The organism is Pseudomonas sp. NPDC089407 (assembly GCF_044900445.1).
In the GTDB taxonomy this organism is placed as follows: Bacteria; Pseudomonadota; Gammaproteobacteria; order Pseudomonadales; family Pseudomonadaceae; genus Aquipseudomonas.
The window spans coordinates 115,647-138,271 of sequence record NZ_JBJDNB010000012.1 but is presented as its reverse complement, the minus strand read 5'-3'; the positions used below and the strand labels follow the sequence as shown (position 1 = coordinate 138,271).

The following is a 22,625-nucleotide window of genomic DNA, read 5'->3' as shown; positions in this document are numbered from 1 at the left end:
ATCACGCTTCATGAAAACCTCTTCCCCCGGGGCCATCCGCGAATTGCTGGGCCTGCTCAAACCCTACCGCCCGGCGGTCATTGTCTCGGTGCTGCTGGGCATGGTCGGCGGCCTGGCCGTAACCGCCCTGCTGGCCACCGTCAACCAGGGCCTGCATGCCGAAGGCGGCATGAGCCAGGGCGTCATCCTGGCCTTTGCCGGCCTGTGCGTGCTGGCCCTGGTCAGCAGCGTGGCAGCCGACAGCGGCACCAACTACGTTGGCCAGAAAGTCATCGCCCGGCTGCGCCAGGACCTGGGTGCCAAGGTGCTGTCGGCGCCGATCGAGCAGATCGAGCGCTACCGTACCCACCGGCTGATCCCGGTATTGACCCGCGACGTCGACACCATCAGCGACTTCGCCTTCGCCTTCGCCCCGCTGGCCATCTCGCTGACCACGGTGACCGGCTGCATGGCCTACCTGGCCTGGCTGTCGTGGCCGATCTTCCTTATCACCCTGGTCGCCATCGGTATCGGCAGCGGCATCCAGTACATCGCCCGGCAAAAAGGCGTCGCCGGCTTCAACGCCGCGCGCGATGCCGAAGACAACCTGCAAAAGCACTATTCAGCCATTGCCGAAGGCGCCAAGGAGCTGCGCATCGACCGCCGCCGCCGCCACGCCATGCTGACGCGCAATATCCAGGGGACTGCCGACTTCATCGCCAACACCCATATCCGCGCCATCAACATCTTCGTGGCGGCCAAGAGCCTGGGCTCGATGCTGTTCTTCGTGGTCATTGGCCTGACCCTGGCCCTGCAGTCGCTGTGGCCCAGCAACGACCCGGCAGTGATGAGCGGCTTCGTGCTGGTGCTGCTGTACATGAAAGGCCCACTGGAAACGCTGATCGGCAACTTGCCGATCCTCGGCCGCGCCCAGGTGGCGTTCCGCCGCATTGCCGACCTGTCCGAACGCTTTTCCTCGCCTGAACCGCACCTGTTGCTGGAGCCACCGGTCAAACGTGCGGCCCCGACCAGCGCGCACCTGGAACTGCACAACGTCGAGTACGCCTACCCGCCGGTGGACGGCAACGAGCCGTTCCGCGTGGGGCCGGTGAACCTGAGCATCGAGCCAGGCGAAATTTTGTTCATCGTCGGTGAAAACGGCTGCGGCAAGACTTCGCTGATCAAGTTGCTGCTGGGCCTGTACACCCCGCAACGCGGCGAAGTGCGCCTGAATGGCAAAGCCGTCGGGCCGCAGGGGCTGGATGACTATCGCCAGCTGTTCACTACGGTGTTTGCCGACTACTACCTGTTCGACGACCTGCCCGAGCATGAACACGCGCTGCCGAGCGATGCCACGCGCTACCTGGAACGGCTGGAGATTGCCCACAAGGTCAGCGTGCGCGACGGCGCCTTTTCCACCACCGACCTGTCGACCGGCCAGCGCAAGCGCCTGGCGCTGGTCAATGCCTGGCTGGACGGCCGGCCGGTGCTGGTGTTCGACGAATGGGCGGCAGACCAGGACCCGACCTTCCGCCGGGTGTTCTACACCGAGCTGTTGCCGGACCTGAAGCGCATGGGCAAGACCATCATCGTGATTTCGCATGATGACCGGTACTTCGATACGGCGGACAAGGTAGTGCATCTGAGCCGGGGGAAGGTGGTGGAGGCGATGGAGCCGGTTTGACAGGCCAAGGGGGCATGGCTGCCCCCGTCCAATGGCGATCTATAATGACTCTATAATCGCTCTATAATTACCTATAAATCACCGCTCTTCTGAGATCTATAATAGCCCTATAATTGATCTATAATTGGCTATAAAGTCGAATGGAGAAGCAGTAATGGCCGAAACGGTTTATCACCGCCCAGCCCTCGCGTCCCGTCTGTCACAGCTGATTTTGCAGGTCGCCGTGGGCAGTGCAGCAAGCTCTGGCGTTTTCCTCGCAGCACCGCGGCGCACCGGTAAATCTACCTTTGCCCGCGAAGACCTGCGCCCTGCCCTGGAAAAGGCAGAGGCCATCGTGCTGTATGCCGACCTATGGAAAGACCTGACCAAAGACCCGGGCCAGGTCATCGTGGAAGCGGTACGCGAGGCGGTTGGCCGTAACGAAGGCTTTATCACCCGGCTTGCCAAGTCTTCCGGTATGGACAAGGTCACTGTCGGTGGCATGCACTTCAGCCTGGACAAGATCGGGCTGGGGCACGCCATTGACCTGACATCCGCATTGGTGGCGCTTTCGGATGAATCCCGCCGGATCATTGTGCTGATCATCGACGAAGCACAGCACGCCATTACCACCGAGCAAGGGATAGCAGCGCTTTTTGCACTCAAGGCCGCCAGGGACGAGCTCAACAGCTCGAAGCATCATGGCCTGCGCATCGTCTGCACAGGTTCAAACCGCGACAAGCTTGCCATGTTGCGCAACAGCAAGGATCAGGCGTTCTTTGGTGCCTCCATGGTGCAGTTCCCGACCCTGGACCAAGACTTCATCGACTGGCTTTGCGCCAATATCGATCTACCGTCTACACTCGATCCTGCGGAGGTGTTCCAGCTGTTCAAGGAGAGCGGCTACCGGCCAGAACTGCTGGGCGCGGCGGCGGATGAGATCCGCTTCGACTTCAGCATCGAGCCCAATGCCGTTCCCGCGCGGTTTAGCGAGCTTGTACGGGCACAAGCCAAGGACTTGAACGCAAGCCTGAAAAAAGTGATCCACAGCCTTACCCCTATACAGTCTGCAGTTTTGCGCGTGATGTGTCTGAAGGGTAACGACTATGCGCCGTTCGAGGCCCCAACCCTTGCCCTCTACGCCAAGGCGATGGAGCAGGCTGGCGTGGAGGCAAACGAAATAAAGGCCGAAGTACCGGGGGTACAGCAGGCACTTATCGCCTTACAGGACAAGCACCTGGTGTGGAAAGCCTCGCGAGGGGTGTACGCGGTAGATGAACAAGTAATTGTCGACCTGGTGCGGGCCGATGGATTGCTGGAGGGCCTTGCCTGAGCAGCTATGCATCACCGCATAAGCGCCAGGCCAACCTGGCGCCATGCGCAAAGTGCAATCAGAACAACCAGCGATACAACGCATAAGCAACCACCACCGCCAACACCGGCCGGAGCACGCGGTAGGCCTTGGGGTTGGCGCGCTTGAACTGCTTCACGCGGGTGCTGATTTTATTGCTGAAGCGCTTGCTCCAGGCATACGCCTGGTTGATCCCGCCCACGCGCTCGTCATCGGTGTTCTGCGGCGCGGTGGCGCGGCCGAGGAAAGCACTGACCTTGCGGTTGATGCGGGTCATCAGCGGGCTGCTCAGCGGCCGTTCGATGTCGCAGAACAGGATCACCCGGGTCACGTCGGTCTCGTTCTTCACCCAATGCACGTAGGTTTCGTCGAACATGACGTCTTCACCGTCACGCCAGGCGTATTGCTCACCGTCGACGTAGATGCGGCAGGCATCGGAGTTCGGCGTGGACAGGCCCAGGTGATAGCGCAGCGAACCGGCGAACGGGTCGCGGTGCGGGTTCAGGTGGCTGCCACCGGGCAACAGGGCGAACATCGCGCCCTTGACGTTGGGGATGCTGCTGACCAGCTCGACCGTGCGCGGGCACAGGGCTTCGGCCGAAGGCAGCGGCTTGTCGTACCATTTCAGGTAAAAACGCTTCCAGCCCTTCTTGAAGAACGAACCGAAGCCGGCGTCGTTGTCCTTTTCGGCAGCGCGAATATAGCCCTCGTCGAACAGGCGCATGGCCTCCTCGCGGATTTCCTGCCAGTTGTCTTTCAGCACGTCCAGCTCAGGGAAGCGCTGGCGGTCCAGGTAAGGCTTGGACGGCACGCCGGAAAACAGGTACATCAAGGCGTTATAGGGGGCGAACAACGCCGAATGGTTGACGAACTGGCGCAACACCGGCAGGCGTGCCTTGCCGCGCAGGTGCACAAACAGCACGCTGCCGAAAAACACCAGCAAGACACCCGCCTTGGCTGCAAAGGATAAGGTCATGCGTCACTCCTTGGGGAAGAGACAGGGCTGCGCGGCCTGCTCTCCTGAAAATCATCCTGCCATCATAAACCGATCCCGCCGCGGTACAAACAACCCGGGCGGGATCGCATTCATGAAGATTTTGCAATAAACCAGGCCGCCGAACATTGCGCCGAATCAGCGGCAAGGCTGATTACTGCTGGTTTTCCTGCTCGCTGAACAGGTCGCTGAACAGCATGCTCGACAGGTAGCGCTCGCCCGAATCGGGCAGGATTACGACGATGGTCTTACCCTGCATTTCTGGCTTTTCTGCCAGGCGCACGGCTGCTGCCATGGCCGCGCCACAGGAAATACCGCACAGAATGCCCTCCTCCTGCATCAGGCGAATGGCCATGGCCTTGGACTCTTCGTCGGTCACCGTCACGACCTGGTCGACAACCGACAAGTCGAGGTTTTTCGGCACAAAGCCGGCTCCGATGCCCTGGATCTTGTGCGGGCTTGGCTGGAGTTCTTCTCCGGCCAGGGTCTGGGTAATCAGTGGCGACGCGGCCGGTTCTACGGCCACCGAAGTGATCGCCTTGCCTTGGGTATGCTTGATGTACCGCGACACACCGGTGATGGTACCGCCGGTGCCAACGCCCGCGACCAGCACATCGACCGCGCCGTCGGTGTCGTTCCAGATTTCCGGACCGGTGGTTTTTTCGTGGATGGCCGGGTTGGCCGGGTTTTCGAACTGGCCCGGCAGGAAGAACTGGGCCGGGTCGGAGGCGACAATTTCGCTGGCCTTCTCGATGGCGCCCTTCATGCCCTTGGCCGGCTCGGTCAGCACCAGCTCGGCGCCCAGCGCCTTCAGCACCTTGCGGCGTTCCAGGCTCATCGACGCAGGCATGGTCAGCATCAGCTTGTAGCCACGGGCGGCGGCGACGAAGGCCAGGCCGATGCCGGTGTTGCCCGAAGTGGGCTCGACAATGGTCATGCCTGGCTTGAGCTTGCCGCTGCTTTCGGCCTCCCAGACCATGTTCGCGCCAATGCGGCACTTGACCGAGTAACCCGGGTTACGCCCTTCAATCTTGGCCAGGATAGTCACGCCGCGCGGGGCGATACGGTTGATCTGCACCAGCGGCGTATTGCCGATGGAGTGGGCATTGTCTGCAAAGATACGGCTCATGGCAGGGGTCCTTGGCATGAAAACAAGCAGGAAAGACCTCAAGGGTAAGCCTCGGCCAGTGGCCAGTAAAGCCTGTTCGAACTCGGCCGGCCCCGTTGCGGTCAACCAAACATCCCGCATTGGAGACCCGCTGATGAAAGCCCGTTACCGCTGGCCGTTGATCGGCCTGGGCAGCCTGGTGGCGCTGCTGGTGGCGCTGCACCTGGCCCTGCCCTACCTGGTGCGAGATTACCTGAATGACAAGCTTGCCGACATGGGCGACTACCGAGGCCAGATTACTGATGTAGACCTGGCCTGGTGGCGTGGCGCCTACAAGATCAACGGGCTGAAGATCGTCAAGACCACGGGCAAGGTGCCGGTGCCATTTCTGGATGCGCCGCTGATAGACCTGTCGGTCAGCTGGCACGCCTTGTGGTATGACCGCGCAGTGGTCGCCGAAGTGGTCTTCGACCGCCCTGAGCTCAACTTTGTCGATGGCGGCAACAAGCAGAATTCCCAGACCGGCCAAGGGACCGACTGGCGCCAGCAACTGGAAAAGCTTCTGCCCATCACCCTCAACGATGTGCGCATCGACAATGGCGTGCTCACTTTCCGCAACTTCAACTCCAAACCGCCGGTCGACCTCAAGGCCACCCGCCTGCAGGCAAACATTCGCAACCTCACCAACATCCGCGACGAAAAAGGCCGACGCGACGCCAGTTTCGACGGCACCGCGCTGATCGCCGGCGACGCCAAGGTGGAAAGCCGCGCCACGTTCGACCCGTTCAGCGACTTTGACGACTTCGAGTTTCGCCTGCGCGCTACCGGTATCCAGCTGCGCAGGTTGAATGATTTTGCCAGCGCCTATGGCAAGTTTGACTTCAACGCCGGGCACGGCGACGTGGTAATCGAGGCGCAGGCGGAGAATGGTCGGCTGAACGGCTACATCAAGCCACTGCTGCGCGATGTCGATGTGTTCGACTGGCAGCAGGACGTGCAGGAGAAAGACAAGGGCTTTTTCCGTTCAATCTGGGAAGCGGTGGTCGGGGCGACCGAAACGGTGCTGAAAAACCAGCCGAAAAACCAGTTCGCTACCCGGGTGGAACTCAGCGGCAGCGTGCACAAGCAGAACATCAGCGCCTTCGAGGCGTTTTTGCAGATTCTGCGCAACGGGTTTATCCAGGCGTTCAATGCACGTTATGAGCAACCGGCGCCGAAGTCTGACTGAGCGGGCGTGACGGGGCATTCAGGGACTGAATACCCGGTCTGCGTTTGCAGCTGCCTGGGCCCGCGTTATAGTCGGTAACAACTTATAAACACATGTGTCGCCTGTACTGGCCCTTTCGCGGGTAAACCCGCTCCTACAAGGGGATTGCGATCCCTGTGTAGGAGCGGGTTCACCCGCGATTAGGCCCGAGCAGGCTTACGGCAGAGGACAAACCCATGAAGTTCGAAGGCACCCGCGACTACGTCGCCACAGACGACCTGAAACTGGCAGTAAACGCGGCCATCACCCTCGAACGCCCGCTGCTGGTCAAGGGCGAACCTGGCACCGGCAAGACCATGCTCGCCGAGCAGCTGGCGGCTTCGTTCGGCGCGCGCCTGATTACCTGGCACATCAAGTCCACCACCAAGGCCCACCAAGGCCTCTACGAGTACGACGCAGTCAGCCGCCTGCGCGACTCGCAGCTGGGCGTGGACAAGGTCCACGATGTGCGCAACTACCTGAAAAAAGGCAAGCTGTGGGAAGCCTTCGAGGCTGAAGAGCGGGTCATCCTGCTGATCGACGAAATCGACAAGGCCGACATCGAGTTCCCCAACGACCTGCTGCAAGAGCTCGACAAGATGGAGTTCTACGTCTACGAAATCGACGAAACCATCAAGGCGAAGCAGCGGCCGATCATCATCATTACCTCCAACAACGAAAAAGAGCTGCCGGACGCCTTCCTGCGCCGCTGCTTCTTCCATTACATCGCCTTCCCCGACCGCGGCACCCTGCAGCAGATCGTCGACGTGCACTACCCGAACATCAGCCAGTCGCTGGTCAGCGAGGCGCTGGACGTGTTCTTCGACGTGCGCAAGGTGCCGGGCCTTAAGAAAAAGCCGTCAACCTCTGAACTGGTCGACTGGCTGAAGCTGCTGATGGCTGACCAGATCGGCGAGGCCGTGCTGCGCGAACGCGACCCGACCAAGGCTATCCCGCCGCTGGCCGGTGCGCTGGTGAAGAACGAGCAGGACGTACAACTGCTTGAGCGCCTGGCCTTCATGAGCCGGCGCGGCAACCGCTGACAGGAGCCGGGCCATGCTGCTCAACCTGTTCAATGAAATGCGCGCGGCCAAGGTGCCGGTGTCGGTGCGTGAACTGCTCGACCTGCATCACGCCCTGCAAAAGCGCGTGGTGTTCGCCGACATGGACGCGTTCTATTACCTCGCCCGTGCCATTCTGGTAAAGGACGAACGCCACTTCGACAAGTTCGACCGTGCCTTCGCTGCCTACTTCAAGGGCCTGGAAAACCTCGACCGGCACATCGAGGCCCTGATCCCGGAAGACTGGCTGCGCAAGGAGTTCGAGCGCTCGCTGACGGACGAAGAGCGCGCACAGATCCAGTCGCTGGGCGGCCTGGACAAGCTGATCGAGGCGTTCAAGAAACGCCTCGAAGAGCAGAAGGAACGCCACGCCGGCGGCAACAAGTGGATCGGCACCGGCGGCACCAGCCCGTTCGGCTCGGGCGGTTTCAACCCCGAGGGCATCCGCGTCGGCGAAGCCGGCAAGCGCCAGGGCAAGGCGGTGAAGGTGTGGGACCAGCGCGAGTACAAGAACCTCGACGACCAGGTCGAACTGGGCACGCGCAACATCAAGCTGGCATTGCGCCGGCTGCGCAAGTTCGCCCGTGAAGGCGCCGCCGAGGAGCTGGACATCGACGGTACCATCGACCACACCGCACGCGATGCCGGGCTGCTGAACATCCAGATGCGCCCCGAGCGGCGCAACACAGTGAAGCTGCTGTTGCTGTTCGACATCGGCGGCTCGATGGATGCCCACATCAAGGTCTGCGAAGAGCTGTTTTCGGCCTGCAAGACCGAGTTCAAGCACCTGGAGTATTACTACTTCCACAACTGCGTGTACGAGTCGGTGTGGAAGAACAACCTGCGCCGCACTTCGGAGCGCTATTCCACCTTCGACCTGCTGCACAAGTACGGCGACGACTACAAAGTGGTGTTCGTCGGCGATGCGGCCATGGCGCCCTACGAGATCACCCAGCCCGGTGGTAGCGTGGAGCACTGGAACGAAGAAGCCGGGTATGTGTGGATACAGCGCTTCATGGAGAAATTCAGGAAGATCATCTGGATCAACCCGTATCCGAAGCAGGCCTGGGACTACACCGCTTCGACCCACCTGGTGCGGGATTTGATCGAGGACAAGATGTACCCGCTGACCTTGCAAGGGTTGGAGGAAGGGATGCGTTACCTGTCCAAGTGACGTAACTGCGGGCTGCATACGAACTGGTTATCGTAGGCGCCCGTAGGGTTCAAATTGTTGACAGCGAAGCGACCTGATTTCTGTCACAATTACTGACCACGCCACGATTGAATGTCTTCCTGTAGGGGAGTAAGCAGCTTTCTAGCAACCGACTTGATGCGAATTTGAGCGCGCTCACCCTCAAACTGAATCATATTTCTCCAACTGTATAGCTGCCACTCCAGGCGCCGTCTTTGCTCCGGCGAAGGCGCTTGCAAGTGCGACTGAATTTTAGAATACATACCAACATGCAGCGAGCGCGCATCTTCAAATACTTGTCGACTAAAGGCAAATAGCCCCAGCGGCGTCTCGGCTCGCGGATTATGCCTCAACGTTTCAATATGATTAAGCACATTTGCCGCCTCAGCCGCTTCAATATGCAGAACATAATCCGGTGAGCGCTTAACAAGCCCCACAAGCTCGCCGGGGCTGGATTGGTTAAGTTTAACCTTTGTTTCATTCCAGGTGAGTTTTAGAGAACGCCCCCTTCCCGCCTTAATTTGACTGGGCACTCGAGTCTTGCCTGTCGGGTCTTTGTAGTTGACTGGATCAGCACCACAATATCCGTAACCGTTGATTCCCCCATCGCCAAAAGGGCTTGAAGAGTCTGACGATGTAAATCTCATCAGGGCAGGACTGTAAGAGCGTATCCCTGCGCCGAGCGGATAGCAACCCGATATTCTATCAATACGTTCGCCATCATACCCAAGCGCAGAATATTCAGTCAGCCGCGATGAAGAGTACCCATACGGTGTGTAATTCATGTGGACACCTTATCATTTTTTAGCCCACCCAAAATCAAGACGGGCTTACAAAACAAGCCTAACGGCCTCCACTCAACAGGATAGTTAGCGCCCCACATTAATCAACTAGCAGAATTACCAGGCACACGTAACCTGACCATTATTTAAGCGCTTGCGGCAACTGCAGCCAAGGGTAGGCTCAGATGACATCAGAACAACTACCGCGAGCTATAGCTCTAAACAAACTGTATCTGTGGGCTCTAGCGAATACGGAAGATGCAATAAGTTACCTGTCAAAGTGAGGGTGCCTGTGCCGGCCCTTTCGCGGGTGAACCCGCTCCTACAAGGGATTTCACAGGCCTAGACCGGCGCCGTCCTGTGTAGGAGCGGGTTCACCCGCGAATAGGCCAGCAGCCTTACAACCAACGTTCCAGGTAACGCTGCTGCTCCCGCCACGCCTCATCCTGCACCACCGCCCTGAACCGCACGGCAGCCCCCGGCATGCATTGCGCTAGCTGCGCCAACGCCAATGGCGTCAACGCCCCCAACCGCGGATAACCACCAATGGTCTGCCGGTCATTCAACAACACGATCGGCTGCCCATCCGGCGGCACCTGCACCGCACCCAGCGGAATCCCTTCGGAAATCATCGGCGCGCCCTGATAAACCAGCTGCGGCCCCAACAGGCGGATGCCCATGCGATCAGCCCGGGTGTCGAACGTCCAGTCACTGTTGAATGCCTTGAACAGGCTGGTACCGCTGAAATCACCGATCTGCGCGCCCATCACCAGGTCGAGCACGGGCTTTTGTGCGTACGCTGGACACAGCGCTTGCGGCACCTCGCGCAAGCTTGCCGAAGCACCTGCAAAAGCCAGCGCCTGGCCTTTACCAAGCGCAGCACCACGGCCATCGATACCGCCCAGGTCTTCGCGCACCACGGTGGCACAGCTACCCAGCACATCCTCGCCTTGAAACCCGCCTGGTGCCGCCAGGTACGCCCGCACGCCCTGCTTTGGCTGCTTGAGGGTCAACCGCTGCCCTTTACCCAGCGCAAAACTGCGCCAGGGCGCGACCGGCTGATCATCAACCCGCGCATCCAGGTCGGCACCCGCCAAGGCCAGCACACAGTCCTGTTCAGCCACCACGCAGAAACCACCCAGCGCCACCTCAACCACCGGCGCACCCAACGGGTTACCCAACAGCCAGTTGGCCCAGTGCATCGCCACCCAGTCCAGCGCCCCGCCCTGGGTCACGCCCAGGTGGCGCACGCCGAAGCGCCCGGCATCCTGCAACTGGCACAGCGGGGTACCGGCCTCGATCTGCAACTGCTTCATCCTTGCGCCTCCACATCACCGCCCAGGGCCAGGAATTCGCTGTGCGAAACCGCCACGAAACGCACTCGGTCACCCGGTTGCAGCAGGCTGTAGCCATCACGTTCACGGTCGAACAGCCGCACCGGGGTACGGCCGATCAGGTTCCAGCCGCCCGGCGATACTGCCGGATACGCTGCCGTCTGGCGCTCGGCAATGCCGACGCTGCCAGCCGCCACCCGCTTGCGCGGCGTGCTCAGGCGCGGGCTGGCCAGGCGTTCATCAACCAGGCCCATGAAGCCGAAACCGGGGGCGAAGCCCAGGGCAAACACGGGGTATTCGCGTTCGCTGTGCAGGTGGATTACCTCGGCCTCGCTCAACCCGCTGCGGGCGGCCAGCACCGGCAGTTCCGGGCCGACACTGGCGTCGTACCACACCGGGATCTCATGGCGGCGGCCGCCACTGCCAGTGTCTGGCTGCAAACCGTCCAACGCCCGGGCGATCAGCGCCCTCGCCTCGCCCGGCGGCAGGTCGAAGTGCACCATCAGCGTGGTGTAGGACGGCACCAGGTCCAGCAAGTGCTCGCCGAACACCGCGCGCAGGCGCTGGCTAGCGGCGAGCATCCACGGCATGTTGGCCTCGTCGATGCATTCGAACAGGCGCACCATCAGGCTGTCGATGGCTACCACTTCGATGCGCGGTTTCATCTCGCCTCCAGCGCATCGAGGGCCTGACGAATCTGCCGCACCGCGGCCACCGAACTGTCGTTGTCGCCATGCACGCACAGGGTGCTGGCCGCCAGTTTCAAGGCACTGCCATCGTCCGCCACCAGCGTGTCGCCACGGGCCAGTCGCACGGCCTGCTCCACCACCAGCGCCGGGTCGTGGTGCACCGCGCCGGGCAGCCGCCGCGACACCAGGTGGCCGCTGGCGGTATAGGCGCGGTCAGCGAACGCCTCGAACCACAGCGGCACACCGATTTCATCACCCAGCGCCTGGGCGGCGCGGTTGTCGGCAGTGGCCATCAGCATCAGCGGCAGGTTGCTGTCGTAGGCCGCTACAGCCTCCAGCACGGTACGCAGCTTGAGCGGGTCGGCCATCATGTCGTTGTACAGCGCGCCATGGGGTTTCACGTAGGCCACACGGCCACCCAGTACCTTGCAGATGCCATCCAGCGCACCGATCTGGTAGTGCAGCAGGTCGCGGATTTCTTCCGCGCTGCAGGCCATGGAGCGGCGGCCGAAGCCGACCAGGTCCGGGTAGGCCGGGTGCGCACCGATGGTTACCCCGTGTTCCAGCGCCAGCGCCACGGTGCGGCGCATGATGCCGGGGTCGCCAGCGTGGTAGCCGCAGGCAATGTTGGCGCAGTCGATGTAGGGCATGACCTCGGCATCCAGGCCCATGCGCCAGCTGCCGAAACTCTCGCCCATGTCGCAATTGAGTAGCAGGCGTTCCACCACGCGGCCTCCGTTGTTGTTCTCCATATGCCTACCTTACCGCGCCTGCAATTGTTTGCCGCGGGTTTCCGGCAGGCTTCGTAGCTGTTCGCCGTTAGGTTTTCCGCGCCTGTGAGATCGAGCGCCGCCCGCGCGGCGCATCGCGGATGAATCCGCTCCTACATTTGTTGCAACGTGCCAAACCTGTCAGGCCATGGTTGTCAGCCTTGGGGATCAGATCCAGATTGCATCCCAATGCGGATAGTCACCGATTCTGGTCACCAATCCGGCTCTCAATGGGTTGGCAATGATGTACCTGGCGGCCTTGACTACATCTTCTCCCCTGCGCAGAGCGCGGTCGTGATAACCGGCTTGCCAGACGGGGACCGTAAGGGTTCCAGACTTTCGCAAACTGTGGCTTGACCTCGCTTTGAAGCGGCGCATCAGTGTGCTCAGCGTTATCTCTTTCAGTTCGATCAGCCAATGTACGTGGTCAGGCATGACAACCCAGGCCAGTGAATGGCAGCTGTTCTCCTGCTCTGCCATGCGCAGATGGCGAATCACGATGCGGGCGCGCTGAAAATTGTCGAACAGCGGGTAGCGGTTCTGAGTGACGGTAGTGAGCATATAGAGTCTGCCTGGTTCTGAGCACCTGCCGCGGCGCAGCAGGCAGCCTTTCGGGCTGAGCCTGACGGTCATCCATGAGTTGTCGATTCCCGTCTCAGCTTAGAATTGCCTGCAATTGGTGCTCGGACGATAGGGTTTGCAAATGTGTCCCGAGCTCATGTCGTGCGCCAAAGCAGGCGACCATGGCGCAACAGGTTCGGCACGTTGCAACAAAAGTAGGAGCGGATTCATCCGCGATGCGCCGCGCGGGCGGCGCTCGATATCCCAGACACTGCAATGCTCAAGGCGAACGTCAGCGCCAGCTCTCTTTCACCACCCGGCGCCGCCCGCCGAGGATCACCCAGCCAATCCCCAGCAACAGGCTTTCGACCACAAACGCCAGCAAAAACCCAGCCCCAACACCCCAGCCAACCGCCTCGGGCACCAGCAGAATCTGGTAGCTGTAGGCGTTCAGGGTTTCTTCACGCAGCTGCGGGTCGGCCTGCACCAGCACATGCCAGGTGCGCTCGACCCATGACCCTTGCAGTGCCTGCCATTCGTTTTCCAGCAGTTCGTTGCGGATCATCAGGCTTTCGATGCTGTTGGCATCACTGTTGAACACCGGGTCATCACTGCTGCGATAGTGCTGCAGCAATGCCTGAAGGTCACCCTTGAAGAAGCGTTCGGCCGTTTGCCGGAAGCCATCCAGCGCCTCCCGCGACTCGAACAGGTGTGCCTCGACCCGCTGGCTGTAGTCCTTGACCAGCCCCGGGACCTGGATACCGGCCAACAGGCCGAAGGTGAACAGCAGCAACCGCAGGTAACTTCTGAACATGCAGCGTCCTTAGCTCTGGCCGTGCGCTGTGCACTCTCCGTGCCGCCACAAGGCCCATTGACCCGGCTCATAGCGATGCCAGGTCTCATTCTCGGTCAGGGCCTCGGTGGCAATCACCGTGACCACGTCGTTGGGGGTGGTTTCGGTATGAAAATCGACGATCAGGTCGACATCCTTCAAGCGCGCCGCACCAAACGGTGCACGTCGGGTAATGTGCACCAGCTTGGTCGAACAGAAGCAGAACAACCAGTCACCGTCGCTGAGCATGCAATTGAACACACCCTGGCCACGGTAGCCGGCACAGGCTTCGACCAGCACCGGCAGCAGCTGTTCCACCGGCACCGGCTCGGGGAGGGCACTGCGGATGCGGTTGAGCAGGTCGCAGAAGGCCGCTTCGCTGTCAGTGTCACCCACCGGCCGGTAGAAACTTGCCAGGCCCTTGAACTCGCCCAGCTGGCCGTTGTGCGCGAAGCACCAGTTGCGGCCCCACATTTCCCGCACGAACGGGTGGGTGTTGGACAGGCACACCTTGCCGACGTTGGCTTGGCGAATATGGCCTATGACCACTTCGCTTTTGATCGGGTAGCGCTGTACCAGGTTGGCCACTTCCGACTCGCTGCTGGCCGCCGGGTCCTGGAACAGGCGCAGGCCGCGCCCCTCGTAGAAACCGATACCCCAGCCGTCGCGGTGCGGGCCGGTACGGCCACCGCGTTGCATCAGGCCGGTGAAGCTGAAGACGATGTCGGTAGGGACGTTGGCACTCATGCCCAACAGTTCGCACATGGCTGGGTCTCCGCTTACAGACGGGGCTCGACCCGGCCATTGCCACGCGGGGCGGCTGGCGGCGGGTCGTCACGGTAACGGTCGCTGCGCTCGGCGGCCAGCGGCGCCTGGGTGCCGAGCTGGTCATCTTCGGCCAGCTGGCGCTGGGCGGCGGCATCAGCCTGCGCTCGGCGCTCGCGGGCGCGCTTTTCCAGCGGCCAGCGCAGCAGCACGAAGAGGAAATACACGGCGAAAGCGATCAAGCCGTACATGGCAAAGTCGGACACCGCGCGCCAGGCGTTGTTGCCGACCTTGAAGGCGACATCCAGGGCGGTGATGGCAATGGCGGGGGCAAAGCTTTCCTTGACCGGGTCGACGATGGTCGGGGTCAGCAGCAGCACCGCCAGCAGCACCCGCAGCGGTTCGCGCAGCCAGCGCCACATCCAGCCGGTGAGCTTGAAGCCCACCAGCAGGCAGCCCAAGGCCGCAACTGCGTACAGGCCCCAGGCGAAGGTGTAGTCGTTCTCGATCATGGTGTTCGTGCAAGCCAGGCAAAGAGTTGCCTATGATAAACACTTTTCCGGGCTGTAGGAGCGGGTTCACCCGCGAAGAGGCCAATACAGGCAACCCCAACCAAGAGACCCTCAATGCCAACCAAGCCCCAACCCCCGATTGCCCAAGCCGACCAGGCCGCCGACCCGTACGCCTGGCTGCAGCAACGCGACGCCCCCGAGGTACTCGCCTACCTGCAAGCCGAAAACGCCTACCAGGAAGCCTGCCTGGCCGACCAGGCCCCCCTGCGCGAGCAGCTGTTCGAAGAGATCAAGGGCCGCATCCAGGAAACCGACCTGTCGTTGCCATCACCCTGGGGCCCGTACCTGTACTACACCCGCACCACCGCCGGCGACGAATACCCGCGTCACTACCGCTGCCCGCGCCCGGCCGACGATTCCAACACCGTCGATGAAAGCCAGCAGCAGCTGCTGCTCGACCCCAACGCGCTGGCCAACGGCGGCTTCCTCTCGCTCGGCGCGTTCAACGTCAGCCCCGACCATCGCCTGCTGGCCTACAGCCTCGATACCTGTGGCGACGAGATCTACAGCCTGTACGTCAAAGACCTGGCCAGCGGCGACGTCACTGCCCTGCCCTTCGACGACTGCGACGGCAGCCTGACCTGGGCCAACGACAGCCAGACGCTGTTCTTCGCCGAACTGGACGACACCCACCGGCCATGGCGCCTGCGCCGCCATACCCTGGGCACTGACGGCGCGCAGACCGTGTTCGAAGAGCCCGACGGGCGCTTCTTCCTGCATTGCTACCGCACCAGCTCCGAGCGCCAGCTGGTGCTGCTGCTGAACAGCAAGACCACCAGCGAAGCCTGGGTGCTGGACGCGCAAACCCCGCAGGCGCCCTTCGTCTGCCTGGCGCCACGGGTCGAAGGCCACGAGTATTTCCCTGACCACGGCCAGCTCGACGGCGAGTGGCGCTGGTTCATCCGCACCAACCAGGACGGCATCAACTTCGCCCTGTACCACGCCCCGGTGGCGCCGGTGCCCAGCCGTGAACAGTGGCAAGTACTGGTGGCGCACCGTGACGCGATCATGCTCGAAGGCCTCAGCCTGAATGCCGGTGCGCTGACCCTGAGCCTGCGCGAAGGCGGCCTGCCGATCATCGAAGTGCGCCCGCAAGGCCTGCCGGCCTACCGCGTCGAGCTGCCAGATGCGGCCTACAGCTTGTATGTGCAAGACAGCCTGGAGTTCGCCAGCCCACGCCTGCGCCTGCGTTACGAAGCGCTCAACCGCCCTGCCCAGGTACGCCAGCTGGAACTGGCCACAGGCGCCCAGGCCGTGCTCAAGCAAACCCCGGTGCTGGGTGCGTTCGATGCCGACGACTATGTCAGCGAGCGCTTGTGGGCCACGGCCGCCGACGGCACCCAGGTGCCGATCAGCCTGGTACGGCGCCGCCAGGACCTGGGCCAGACCGTGCCGCTGTACCTGTATGGCTATGGCGCCTATGGCGAAAGCCTCGACCCGTGGTTCTCGCATGCGCGCCTGAGCCTGCTGGAGCGCGGCGTGGCCTTTGCCATCGCCCATGTGCGGGGTGGCGGTGAACTGGGCGAAGCGTGGTACCGCGCTGGCAAGCAAGCGCACAAACACAACACCTTCAGCGACTTCATCGCCTGTGCCGAGCACCTCATTGTCGAGGGCGTGACCGCCGCCGATCGGCTCGCGATCAGTGGTGGCAGCGCAGGCGGCCTGTTGATCGGCGCGGTGCTCAACCTGCGCCCCGAGCTGTTCCGCTGTGCGATTGCCGAAGTGCCGTTCGTCGACGTGCTCAACACCATGCTCGACCCCGAGCTGCCGCTGACCGTGACCGAGTACGACGAATGGGGCAACCCTCAGGAGCCGGAGGTGTACGAGCGGATCAAGGCGTACGCGCCGTATGAGAACGTGAAAGCGCAAGCCTACCCGGCCATGCTGGTGGTAGCGGGCTACAACGACAGCCGCGTGCAGTACTGGGAAGCGGCGAAGTGGGTGGCGCGGCTGCGTACGCGCAAGACTGACGGGAACTTGCTGCTGCTCAAGACCGAGATGGGCGCCGGGCATGGCGGGATGAGCGGGCGGTATCAGGGGTTGAAGGATGTGGCCCTTGAGTATGCGTTCGTGTTTGGCGAACTAGGTATTGCTTGAGATAGCTGGGGGCGCTTTGCGCCCCTTTCGCGACACAAGGCCGCTCCTACAAGGGAACGCGGTCTCCTGTAGGAGCGGCCTTGCGTCGCGATGGGCTGCAGAGCAGCCCCAAAATCCCACAGCCACCACAATTCTGTCAGTCAATCATCATCCACCGCCGGCTTCGCAGGCTCCGGCCGCAACCCCGGTAATGGCTGGTCCTTCGGCGGCCCCGGCACCGGCATCGGTGGCAACAACGGCGCCCCCGGCTGGCTGTCATACGCCTTGGGCGGCGCACTCGGGGTTATCTGCGGGTATGGCGTGGGTGTGGGTGTACCCGGCGCACCGGGCACCGGCGTGGTCAGCCGGGGTGGTGTGCTGGCGGCTTCGGCCATAGGTAGGCCAGCCAGCAACAGCACAGCGAGGATCGCGCGCGACATCAGCAACCTCCTGTCGGGAACCTTCCTACAGGCTACGCCTAAATCAAAGCTTTCGCCTGTCCGCCTGCCCTGCAAGCGCGCTAGACTCAATGGCATAACCGTCATCTGCCTGATCAGAACAAAGGAAACACCCCATGAGTTCCACCTCTTCCGCCGCCGCCACCGCGCGCCTGGACCGCATCCTTGCCGATGCCAAGCGCGACAAGGAAATGGGCTACCGCGACAAGGCCCTGAGAATGTACCCGCACGTGTGCGGCCGCTGCGCCCGCGAGTTCGCCGGCAAGCGCCTGAGCGAGCTGACCGTGCACCACCGTGACCACAACCACGACAACAACCCGCAGGATGGCTCCAACTGGGAGCTGCTGTGCCTGTACTGCCACGACAACGAGCACTCGCGCTACACCGACCAGCAATACTTCAGCGAAGGCTCCACCAGCACCCCGAGCATCGCCAAGGCCACCCACAACCCGTTTGCTGCGCTGGCCGGCATGCTGAAGAAAGACTGACCATCGATTCGCCCCCCGCTGCTACCGGGCAGCCCGTATAATCGCGCTTTTTTCGCGAAGGGCCCCGGTACGTGGCAAACAAACGATACAGCTGCATCGGCCTGTTCAACCCCAAATCGCCAGAAAACGTCGGCTCGGTGATGCGCGCCGCGGGCTGCTATGGCGTCAATTCGGTGTTTTACACCGGCAAACGGTACGAACGCGCGCGTGACTTTGTCACCGACACCAAGCGCGTGCACTACGATATCCCGCTGATCGGCATCGACGACCTGCAACGTATCATTCCGCTGGGCTGTACGCCGGTGGCGGTGGAGCTGGTGGAAGGGGCGCGGCCATTGCCGGAATATACCCACCCGGACCGGGCCATCTACATCTTCGGGCCGGAGGATGGTTCGCTGAGCGAAGAGGTGCGGGGGTGGTGTGAAGAAACCATCTACATACCGACCGAGGGTTGCATGAACCTGGCGGCGACGGTGAATGTGGTGCTGTATGACCGGATGGCCAAGGGGCTGAATACCCGGTCGGGGCCCAAGTTCAAGTAATAAAAAGGCCGCCACTGTGTTTGCAGGGCCGGCCTATTCGCGGCGGTTCGACGCCTCGATGAACCCGCTCCTACAGGGGCAGTGTGGACCCTTGTAGGAGCGGGTTTATCGAGGCGTCGAACCGCCGCGAAAGGGCCAGCCCTGCAAACACAAGGCGGCCAGGTGCCGAACTCCGTCAGAACAGCACCGGTCTTGCTCAGATCACGAAGCGTTGATCCAGATGGTCTTCAGCTCCGTGTACTGGTCGTGGGCCCAGATGGACTTGTCGCGCCCACCAAAGCCAGACTCTTTGTAGCCACCGAACGGCGTGCTCACATCACCTTCGCCGAAGCAGTTGACCGTGACCACGCCGGCACGGATTTCACGCGACAGGCGCAGCGCATTGCGCAGGCTGCCGGTGTAGGCCGAAGCCGCCAGGCCGTAGACGGTGTCGTTGGCCAGCTCGATCGCCTCGTCGATGGTTTCGAAGCTGGTTACGCTCAGCACCGGGCCAAAGATTTCCTCGACGAACAGCTTGTTGTCGCGGCCAACGTTGTCGACGATGGTCGGCTGCACGAATACGCCTTCTTCGGTTTCGCCGCCCTGAACGATGCTGAGTTTCTGCTCGGCAGCGTATTCCAGGTACGACTTCACCTTTTCGAAGTGCGACTTGCTGACCATGGCGCCCAGGCGGTTGTCGGGGTCGAGCGGGTCGCCCAGTTTCCAGTCTTTCAGGTGCTTGGCGATCAGGCCCAGCAGTTCGTCTTTCACGTCCTTGTGCACGATCAGGCGCGACGAGGCGGAGCAGTTCTCACCCATGTTCCAGAACGCACCGGCGGTGACGAACTGCGCTACTTCGTCGAGGTCTTCGCAGTCGTTCATGACCACGGCCGGGTTCTTGCCACCCAGCTCCAGGACGATGCGCTTGAGGTTGGACTCGGCCGCGTATTTCAGGAACAGCCGGCCGGTGTCGGTGGAGCCGGTGAAGCTGACCATCGGGATGTCCATGTGGCGGCCAATGGCCTCGCCCACTTCGCGGCCACCGCCAGGCACCAGGTTGAACACGCCAGCCGGAATGCCCGCCTCGTGGGCCAGTTCGGCCACGCGCAGGGCGCTGAGGGTGGTTTCCTTGGCCGGCTTGACCACGATCGAGCAACCGGCGGCCAGCGACGGGGCAATCTTCCAGGCCAGCATCAGCAGCGGGAAGTTCCATGGCAGCACCAGGCCGACCACGCCGATGGCTTCACGCACCACCATGGTCACGGCAGCGTTGCCGGTCGGCGCGGTGGCGTCGTAGATCTTGTCGATCAGCTCGGCGTGCCAGCGGAGGGTGTGGATGGTTTCCGGCACGTCGACGGTCTGGCACTCGCTGACCGGCTTGCCGCTGTCCAGCGCTTCCAGCACCGCCAGCTCGTGGGCGTTGTCTTCCAGCAGCTGGGCGAACTTCTGCAGCACGTGCTTGCGGTCGTTGGGCTGCATCTTCGACCAGGTGCCTTCTTCGAACACGCGCTTGGCTGCGGCCACGGCCACGTTGACGTCGTTGACGTCACAGGCAGCGACCTCGGCCAGTTGTTTGCCGGTAGCCGGGTTGGTGGTGACGAAGGTGCGGCCGGAGATGGCGTCGCGGAATTCACCGTCGATGAACGCCTGGGTGCGCAGTTGCAGTTCGGCGGCGATGGCCGCGTATTGTTCCTTGCTCAGCAATTCAGCCATTTTTCCGGCCTCCTTATTTGATCTGGGCGATGGTGGCTTTCAGCTCGGTGACCACGCGCTTGAGTGCTTGCTTCTCGGCGTCATCCAGGTCGTACAGCGGCTTGCGCACGCCACCGGTCTTCAGGCCGTTCAGGGCCACGCCGTTCTTGATCGCCTGGACGAACTTGCCACCTTCGAGGAAGTCCATCAGCGGCATCATGGCGCTCATGATCTTGCGGCCTTTGTCGAAGTTCTTCTCGATCACGCAAGCCTCATACAGGGCTACGTGCTCGCGCGGGATGAAGTTGGAGCCGGCGCAAACCCAGCTCTGGGCGCCCCAGGCGAAGAACTCCAGGGCTTGGTCGTCCCAGCCGCACGACAGCTGGATGTTCGGGCGCTGGATGGCCAGGCGGTGCAGCTGGGCCATGTCGCCGGAGCTTTCCTTGATGGCAACGATGTTCTTCACGTCGGCAACGGCGTCGAAGAACGCCTCGCCCATGCTCACGCTCATGCGGCCCGGGTAGTTGTAGAGCATGATCGGCAGGCCGGCGGCGGCGTCGACCGCTTTGACGTGCAGGGCGATTTCCTGCTGGGTCGGCAGCGCGTACGGCGGGGTGCCGACAAGCAGTGCGTCAGCCTTGATTTCCTTTGCATGCTGGGCGAACGCCACGGCATCTTCGGTGCGAATACCACCGGTGCCGACGATCAGCGGCAGGCGGCCGTTGAGCACATCCTTGGCCTGGGCGGCCAGCTCGATGCGTTCCTGGGTGGTGTGGGCGTAGTACTCGCCGGTGGAGCCGCCAATGATGACGCCGTGGATCTTCGACTCGACCAGGTATTCGAGGACCTCGGCGAATGCCGCCTTGTCGATCGAGCCGTCTGCAGCCAGCGGAGTGATTGCCGGGGTGTAGATGCCTTGGAATTTCACGGTAGGTTCTCCAGTGCGTTGCTCAGTGTGGTAAAGCCCGCAGCGGCGTCGCTGCGGTGGGTTGTTTGGGTTCAGCTCAGCGATGCCGCTTGCTGCAGGTTCAGCGAACGGGTTTCCGGGGCCAGCGCGACCGAGAAGGCCAGGCCGACGAAGGTCACGGCGGCGGCGGCATACATGGTCGCGCCGATGCCGTAGCTATCCAGGGCGATGGGCACCAGCCAGGTGCCGACGGCTGCGCCGATACGCGACATCGAGGTGCCCACGCCCACCGCGCCAGCGCGGATTTCGGTGGGGAACAGTTCGTTGGGGTAGACCAGCTGCAGCACTTGGGCACCGCCGATGAACAGCGCGTAGGCGCCGAACAGGGCGAGGATGAGCATCTCGTTGCCGTGGCTGAAGGCGCCCAGGCCCAGCAGTGCCAGCCCCGACCAGAAGAAGCTGTGCAGCAGTGTGGTGCGCCGGCCGATGGTATTCAGCAAGCGGGTGCCGATGATGCAGCCGACCACGAACAGGCAGGTGATGGCGACCGAACCGATCGCTGCCCAGTCCCCTTTCAGGTTGAGCGCACCCAACACCTTCGGCGCGAAAGCGTAGACGGCGAACACCGGGATCACCGAACAGGTCCAGAACAGGGTGACGAACAGCATGCGTTTGCCGTAGCCGGAGTGCAGCAGGCTAAGGAACGACAGCTTGCGCGACTTGGGCTCTTCCGGCAGGTTGCTGAGCGAGAAGCCATTACCGTACACGCGCTTGATCACCTGCTCGGCCTCTGCCGAACGGCCTTTGCTGATCAGCCAGCGTGGCGATTCGGGGGTGCCCAGGCGGATGGCGAACAGCAGCGCGCCAATCACCGCGGCACTGGCCAGCACCAGGCGCCAGGCCTCGTCACCGCCGTGGCGCAGGATGGCCTCACCGACCATGTAGGCAGTGGCCGCACCGGCGAACCACAGCACGGTCAGGGTGGCCAGGCGTGGCCCACGGTTCTTCTTGGGCAGGAACTCCACCAGCAGCGAAGTGGCCACCGGGTATTCGATGCCCACGGCAATGCCGATGGCAAAACGCAGCAGGAACAGGGCCAGCGCCGACTCCACCCAGAACTGCGCCAGCGAGGCCAGAATAAACAGGGTCGGGCCGACGAAGAACACGCGCTTGCGGCCGAAACGGTCGGTCAGCCAACCGCCGAAGAAGCCACCGAAGAAAATCCCGATCAGCGCCGAGGCGGCAATCATGCCCTGCCAGAAACTGGTCAGGCTCAGGCCCGCGGACATCTGCACCATGGCCACGCCGATGATACTCAGTACATAGCCGTCGACGAACGAGCCGCCACCGGAACGCAGGGTCAGCAACTGGTGAAAGTTGTTGATCGGTACTTCTTCAATCGAAACATTAGGACTTGTCATTATTGTTCCTGCCACTTCTGCTACATGCACAAATTCAAGGCGAGCGTGCCCGCGAAACTGAAAACACTGTTCAGCCCCGGGTACCCGGTATTGGCTACCGGCCGTCAATTTCGGGCTGAGTGAGCCCGTGCCGGCGTTATCGACGCCGACCTGTCTGTTCTAA

Annotated in this window: 22 protein-coding genes; 8 read left to right on the top strand and 14 right to left on the bottom strand. The window is 62.2% G+C overall.

Annotated features, from left to right (window positions below; genetic code table 11):
• Positions 1-10: 10 nt before the first annotated feature.
• Both ACI2KG_RS12035 and ACI2KG_RS12030 read left to right on the top strand, forming a co-directional pair.
• Positions 11-1,663: a cyclic peptide export ABC transporter gene (locus tag ACI2KG_RS12035; RefSeq protein WP_404662059.1), complete on the top strand. Its 1,653-nt coding sequence runs from the start codon at positions 11-13 to the stop codon at positions 1,661-1,663.
• 154 nt (positions 1,664-1,817) lie between these two features.
• Complete coding sequence (locus ACI2KG_RS12030) at positions 1,818-2,975, top strand: ATP-binding protein (protein WP_404662058.1); 1,158 nt, start codon at positions 1,818-1,820, stop codon at positions 2,973-2,975.
• A gap of 58 nt (positions 2,976-3,033) precedes the next feature.
• Here ACI2KG_RS12030 and ACI2KG_RS12025 read toward each other — a convergent pair whose 3' ends face one another.
• Both ACI2KG_RS12025 and cysK read right to left on the bottom strand, forming a co-directional pair.
• Positions 3,034-3,969: an aspartyl/asparaginyl beta-hydroxylase domain-containing protein gene (locus ACI2KG_RS12025; protein ID WP_404662057.1), complete on the bottom strand. Its 936-nt coding sequence runs from the start codon at positions 3,967-3,969 to the stop codon at positions 3,034-3,036.
• Between the two features lie 172 nt (positions 3,970-4,141).
• Positions 4,142-5,116, bottom strand: coding sequence for a cysteine synthase A (gene cysK / locus ACI2KG_RS12020; protein ID WP_404662056.1), 975 nt, complete (start codon positions 5,114-5,116; stop codon positions 4,142-4,144).
• A 133-nt stretch (positions 5,117-5,249) separates the two neighbouring features.
• On the opposite strand from cysK, the gene ACI2KG_RS12015 reads away from it, so the two are divergent.
• The 3 genes from ACI2KG_RS12015 (at position 5,250) to ACI2KG_RS12005 (ending at position 8,576) form a co-directional block, all read left to right on the top strand.
• Positions 5,250-6,323, top strand: a complete 1,074-nt coding sequence (locus tag ACI2KG_RS12015) for a DUF748 domain-containing protein (protein WP_404662055.1) — start codon at positions 5,250-5,252, stop codon at positions 6,321-6,323.
• A 215-nt stretch (positions 6,324-6,538) separates the two neighbouring features.
• Positions 6,539-7,384, top strand: coding sequence for an AAA family ATPase (locus tag ACI2KG_RS12010; RefSeq protein ID WP_400613513.1), 846 nt, complete (start codon positions 6,539-6,541; stop codon positions 7,382-7,384).
• A 13-nt stretch (positions 7,385-7,397) separates the two neighbouring features.
• Positions 7,398-8,576, top strand: a complete 1,179-nt coding sequence (locus ACI2KG_RS12005) for a VWA domain-containing protein (protein WP_404662054.1) — start codon at positions 7,398-7,400, stop codon at positions 8,574-8,576.
• A gap of 89 nt (positions 8,577-8,665) precedes the next feature.
• Here ACI2KG_RS12005 and ACI2KG_RS12000 read toward each other — a convergent pair whose 3' ends face one another.
• The 8 genes from ACI2KG_RS12000 to ACI2KG_RS11965 form a co-directional block, all read right to left on the bottom strand.
• Positions 8,666-9,379 carry an RHS repeat-associated core domain-containing protein gene (locus tag ACI2KG_RS12000; protein WP_404662053.1) on the bottom strand — a complete coding sequence of 238 codons (714 nt, stop codon included), beginning with the start codon at positions 9,377-9,379 and terminating at the stop codon, positions 8,666-8,668.
• 395 nt (positions 9,380-9,774) lie between these two features.
• Complete coding sequence (locus ACI2KG_RS11995; protein WP_404662052.1) at positions 9,775-10,692, bottom strand: biotin-dependent carboxyltransferase family protein; 918 nt, start codon at positions 10,690-10,692, stop codon at positions 9,775-9,777.
• Positions 10,689-11,375, bottom strand: a complete 687-nt coding sequence (gene pxpB, locus ACI2KG_RS11990; RefSeq protein WP_404662051.1) for a 5-oxoprolinase subunit PxpB — start codon at positions 11,373-11,375, stop codon at positions 10,689-10,691. The genes ACI2KG_RS11995 and pxpB overlap by 4 nt, the downstream gene beginning before the upstream one ends.
• The gene (locus ACI2KG_RS11985; RefSeq protein ID WP_404662050.1) at positions 11,372-12,151 is read right to left on the bottom strand and encodes a 5-oxoprolinase subunit PxpA; all 780 of its coding nucleotides are present in this window, start codon (positions 12,149-12,151) and stop codon (positions 11,372-11,374) included. Before ACI2KG_RS11985 ends, pxpB begins: the two co-directional genes overlap by 4 nt.
• 186 nt (positions 12,152-12,337) lie before the next feature.
• On the bottom strand, positions 12,338-12,802 hold the full coding sequence (locus ACI2KG_RS11980) for an REP-associated tyrosine transposase (RefSeq protein WP_404662049.1): 465 nt from the start codon (positions 12,800-12,802) through the stop codon (positions 12,338-12,340).
• Between the two features lie 220 nt (positions 12,803-13,022).
• A complete protein-coding gene (locus tag ACI2KG_RS11975; RefSeq protein WP_404662048.1) occupies positions 13,023-13,544 on the bottom strand; it encodes a DUF2937 family protein in 522 nt (173 codons plus the stop codon).
• Between the two features lie 9 nt (positions 13,545-13,553).
• Complete coding sequence (locus ACI2KG_RS11970; protein ID WP_404662047.1) at positions 13,554-14,327, bottom strand: class II glutamine amidotransferase; 774 nt, start codon at positions 14,325-14,327, stop codon at positions 13,554-13,556.
• Between the two features lie 14 nt (positions 14,328-14,341).
• The gene (locus ACI2KG_RS11965; RefSeq protein WP_404662046.1) at positions 14,342-14,839 is read right to left on the bottom strand and encodes an MFS transporter; all 498 of its coding nucleotides are present in this window, start codon (positions 14,837-14,839) and stop codon (positions 14,342-14,344) included.
• Between the two features lie 114 nt (positions 14,840-14,953).
• On the opposite strand from ACI2KG_RS11965, the gene ACI2KG_RS11960 reads away from it, so the two are divergent.
• On the top strand, positions 14,954-16,996 hold the full coding sequence (locus ACI2KG_RS11960; RefSeq protein WP_404662045.1) for a S9 family peptidase: 2,043 nt from the start codon (positions 14,954-14,956) through the stop codon (positions 16,994-16,996).
• Between the two features lie 140 nt (positions 16,997-17,136).
• Here ACI2KG_RS11960 and ACI2KG_RS11955 read toward each other — a convergent pair whose 3' ends face one another.
• Positions 17,137-17,415 (bottom strand): hypothetical protein, encoded by a 279-nt coding sequence (locus ACI2KG_RS11955; protein WP_404662044.1) that lies wholly within the window; start codon positions 17,413-17,415, stop codon positions 17,137-17,139.
• A 134-nt stretch (positions 17,416-17,549) separates the two neighbouring features.
• On the opposite strand from ACI2KG_RS11955, the gene ACI2KG_RS11950 reads away from it, so the two are divergent.
• Complete coding sequence (locus ACI2KG_RS11950; protein ID WP_016488597.1) at positions 17,550-17,921, top strand: YajD family HNH nuclease; 372 nt, start codon at positions 17,550-17,552, stop codon at positions 17,919-17,921.
• Between the two features lie 71 nt (positions 17,922-17,992).
• A complete protein-coding gene (locus ACI2KG_RS11945) occupies positions 17,993-18,463 on the top strand; it encodes an RNA methyltransferase (protein WP_404662043.1) in 471 nt (156 codons plus the stop codon).
• A gap of 201 nt (positions 18,464-18,664) precedes the next feature.
• Here ACI2KG_RS11945 and ACI2KG_RS11940 read toward each other — a convergent pair whose 3' ends face one another.
• The 3 genes from ACI2KG_RS11940 to ACI2KG_RS11930 all read right to left on the bottom strand — a co-directional run bounded on the left by ACI2KG_RS11940 (position 18,665) and on the right by ACI2KG_RS11930 (position 22,462).
• Complete coding sequence (locus ACI2KG_RS11940) at positions 18,665-20,155, bottom strand: aldehyde dehydrogenase (protein ID WP_404662042.1); 1,491 nt, start codon at positions 20,153-20,155, stop codon at positions 18,665-18,667.
• Between the two features lie 13 nt (positions 20,156-20,168).
• Positions 20,169-21,062, bottom strand: a complete 894-nt coding sequence (locus ACI2KG_RS11935; protein WP_404662041.1) for a dihydrodipicolinate synthase family protein — start codon at positions 21,060-21,062, stop codon at positions 20,169-20,171.
• A gap of 71 nt (positions 21,063-21,133) precedes the next feature.
• Entirely contained in the window at positions 21,134-22,462 is a 1,329-nt protein-coding gene (locus ACI2KG_RS11930) for an MFS transporter (protein ID WP_404662040.1), read from the bottom strand.
• Positions 22,463-22,625 lie beyond the last annotated feature (163 nt).

Bases quoted from the DNA above. Each gene is read 5' to 3' on its own strand.
- ACI2KG_RS12035 (WP_404662059.1), top strand. From the start codon at position 11: ATGAAAACCTCTTCCCCCGGGGCCATCCGCGAATTGCTGGGCCTGCTC.
- ACI2KG_RS12030 (WP_404662058.1), top strand. From the start codon at position 1,818: ATGGCCGAAACGGTTTATCACCGCCCAGCCCTCGCGTCCCGTCTGTCA.
- ACI2KG_RS12025 (WP_404662057.1), bottom strand. From the start codon at position 3,969: ATGACCTTATCCTTTGCAGCCAAGGCGGGTGTCTTGCTGGTGTTTTTC.
- cysK (WP_404662056.1), bottom strand. From the start codon at position 5,116: ATGAGCCGTATCTTTGCAGACAATGCCCACTCCATCGGCAATACGCCG.
- ACI2KG_RS12015 (WP_404662055.1), top strand. From the start codon at position 5,250: ATGAAAGCCCGTTACCGCTGGCCGTTGATCGGCCTGGGCAGCCTGGTG.
- ACI2KG_RS12010 (WP_400613513.1), top strand. From the start codon at position 6,539: ATGAAGTTCGAAGGCACCCGCGACTACGTCGCCACAGACGACCTGAAA.
- ACI2KG_RS12005 (WP_404662054.1), top strand. From the start codon at position 7,398: ATGCTGCTCAACCTGTTCAATGAAATGCGCGCGGCCAAGGTGCCGGTG.
- ACI2KG_RS12000 (WP_404662053.1), bottom strand. From the start codon at position 9,379: ATGAATTACACACCGTATGGGTACTCTTCATCGCGGCTGACTGAATAT.
- ACI2KG_RS11995 (WP_404662052.1), bottom strand. From the start codon at position 10,692: ATGAAGCAGTTGCAGATCGAGGCCGGTACCCCGCTGTGCCAGTTGCAG.
- pxpB (WP_404662051.1), bottom strand. From the start codon at position 11,375: ATGAAACCGCGCATCGAAGTGGTAGCCATCGACAGCCTGATGGTGCGC.
- ACI2KG_RS11985 (WP_404662050.1), bottom strand. From the start codon at position 12,151: ATGGAGAACAACAACGGAGGCCGCGTGGTGGAACGCCTGCTACTCAAT.
- ACI2KG_RS11980 (WP_404662049.1), bottom strand. From the start codon at position 12,802: ATGACCGTCAGGCTCAGCCCGAAAGGCTGCCTGCTGCGCCGCGGCAGG.
- ACI2KG_RS11975 (WP_404662048.1), bottom strand. From the start codon at position 13,544: ATGTTCAGAAGTTACCTGCGGTTGCTGCTGTTCACCTTCGGCCTGTTG.
- ACI2KG_RS11970 (WP_404662047.1), bottom strand. From the start codon at position 14,327: ATGTGCGAACTGTTGGGCATGAGTGCCAACGTCCCTACCGACATCGTC.
- ACI2KG_RS11965 (WP_404662046.1), bottom strand. From the start codon at position 14,839: ATGATCGAGAACGACTACACCTTCGCCTGGGGCCTGTACGCAGTTGCG.
- ACI2KG_RS11960 (WP_404662045.1), top strand. From the start codon at position 14,954: ATGCCAACCAAGCCCCAACCCCCGATTGCCCAAGCCGACCAGGCCGCC.
- ACI2KG_RS11955 (WP_404662044.1), bottom strand. From the start codon at position 17,415: ATGTCGCGCGCGATCCTCGCTGTGCTGTTGCTGGCTGGCCTACCTATG.
- ACI2KG_RS11950 (WP_016488597.1), top strand. From the start codon at position 17,550: ATGAGTTCCACCTCTTCCGCCGCCGCCACCGCGCGCCTGGACCGCATC.
- ACI2KG_RS11940 (WP_404662042.1), bottom strand. From the start codon at position 20,155: ATGGCTGAATTGCTGAGCAAGGAACAATACGCGGCCATCGCCGCCGAA.
- ACI2KG_RS11930 (WP_404662040.1), bottom strand. From the start codon at position 22,462: ATGACAAGTCCTAATGTTTCGATTGAAGAAGTACCGATCAACAACTTT.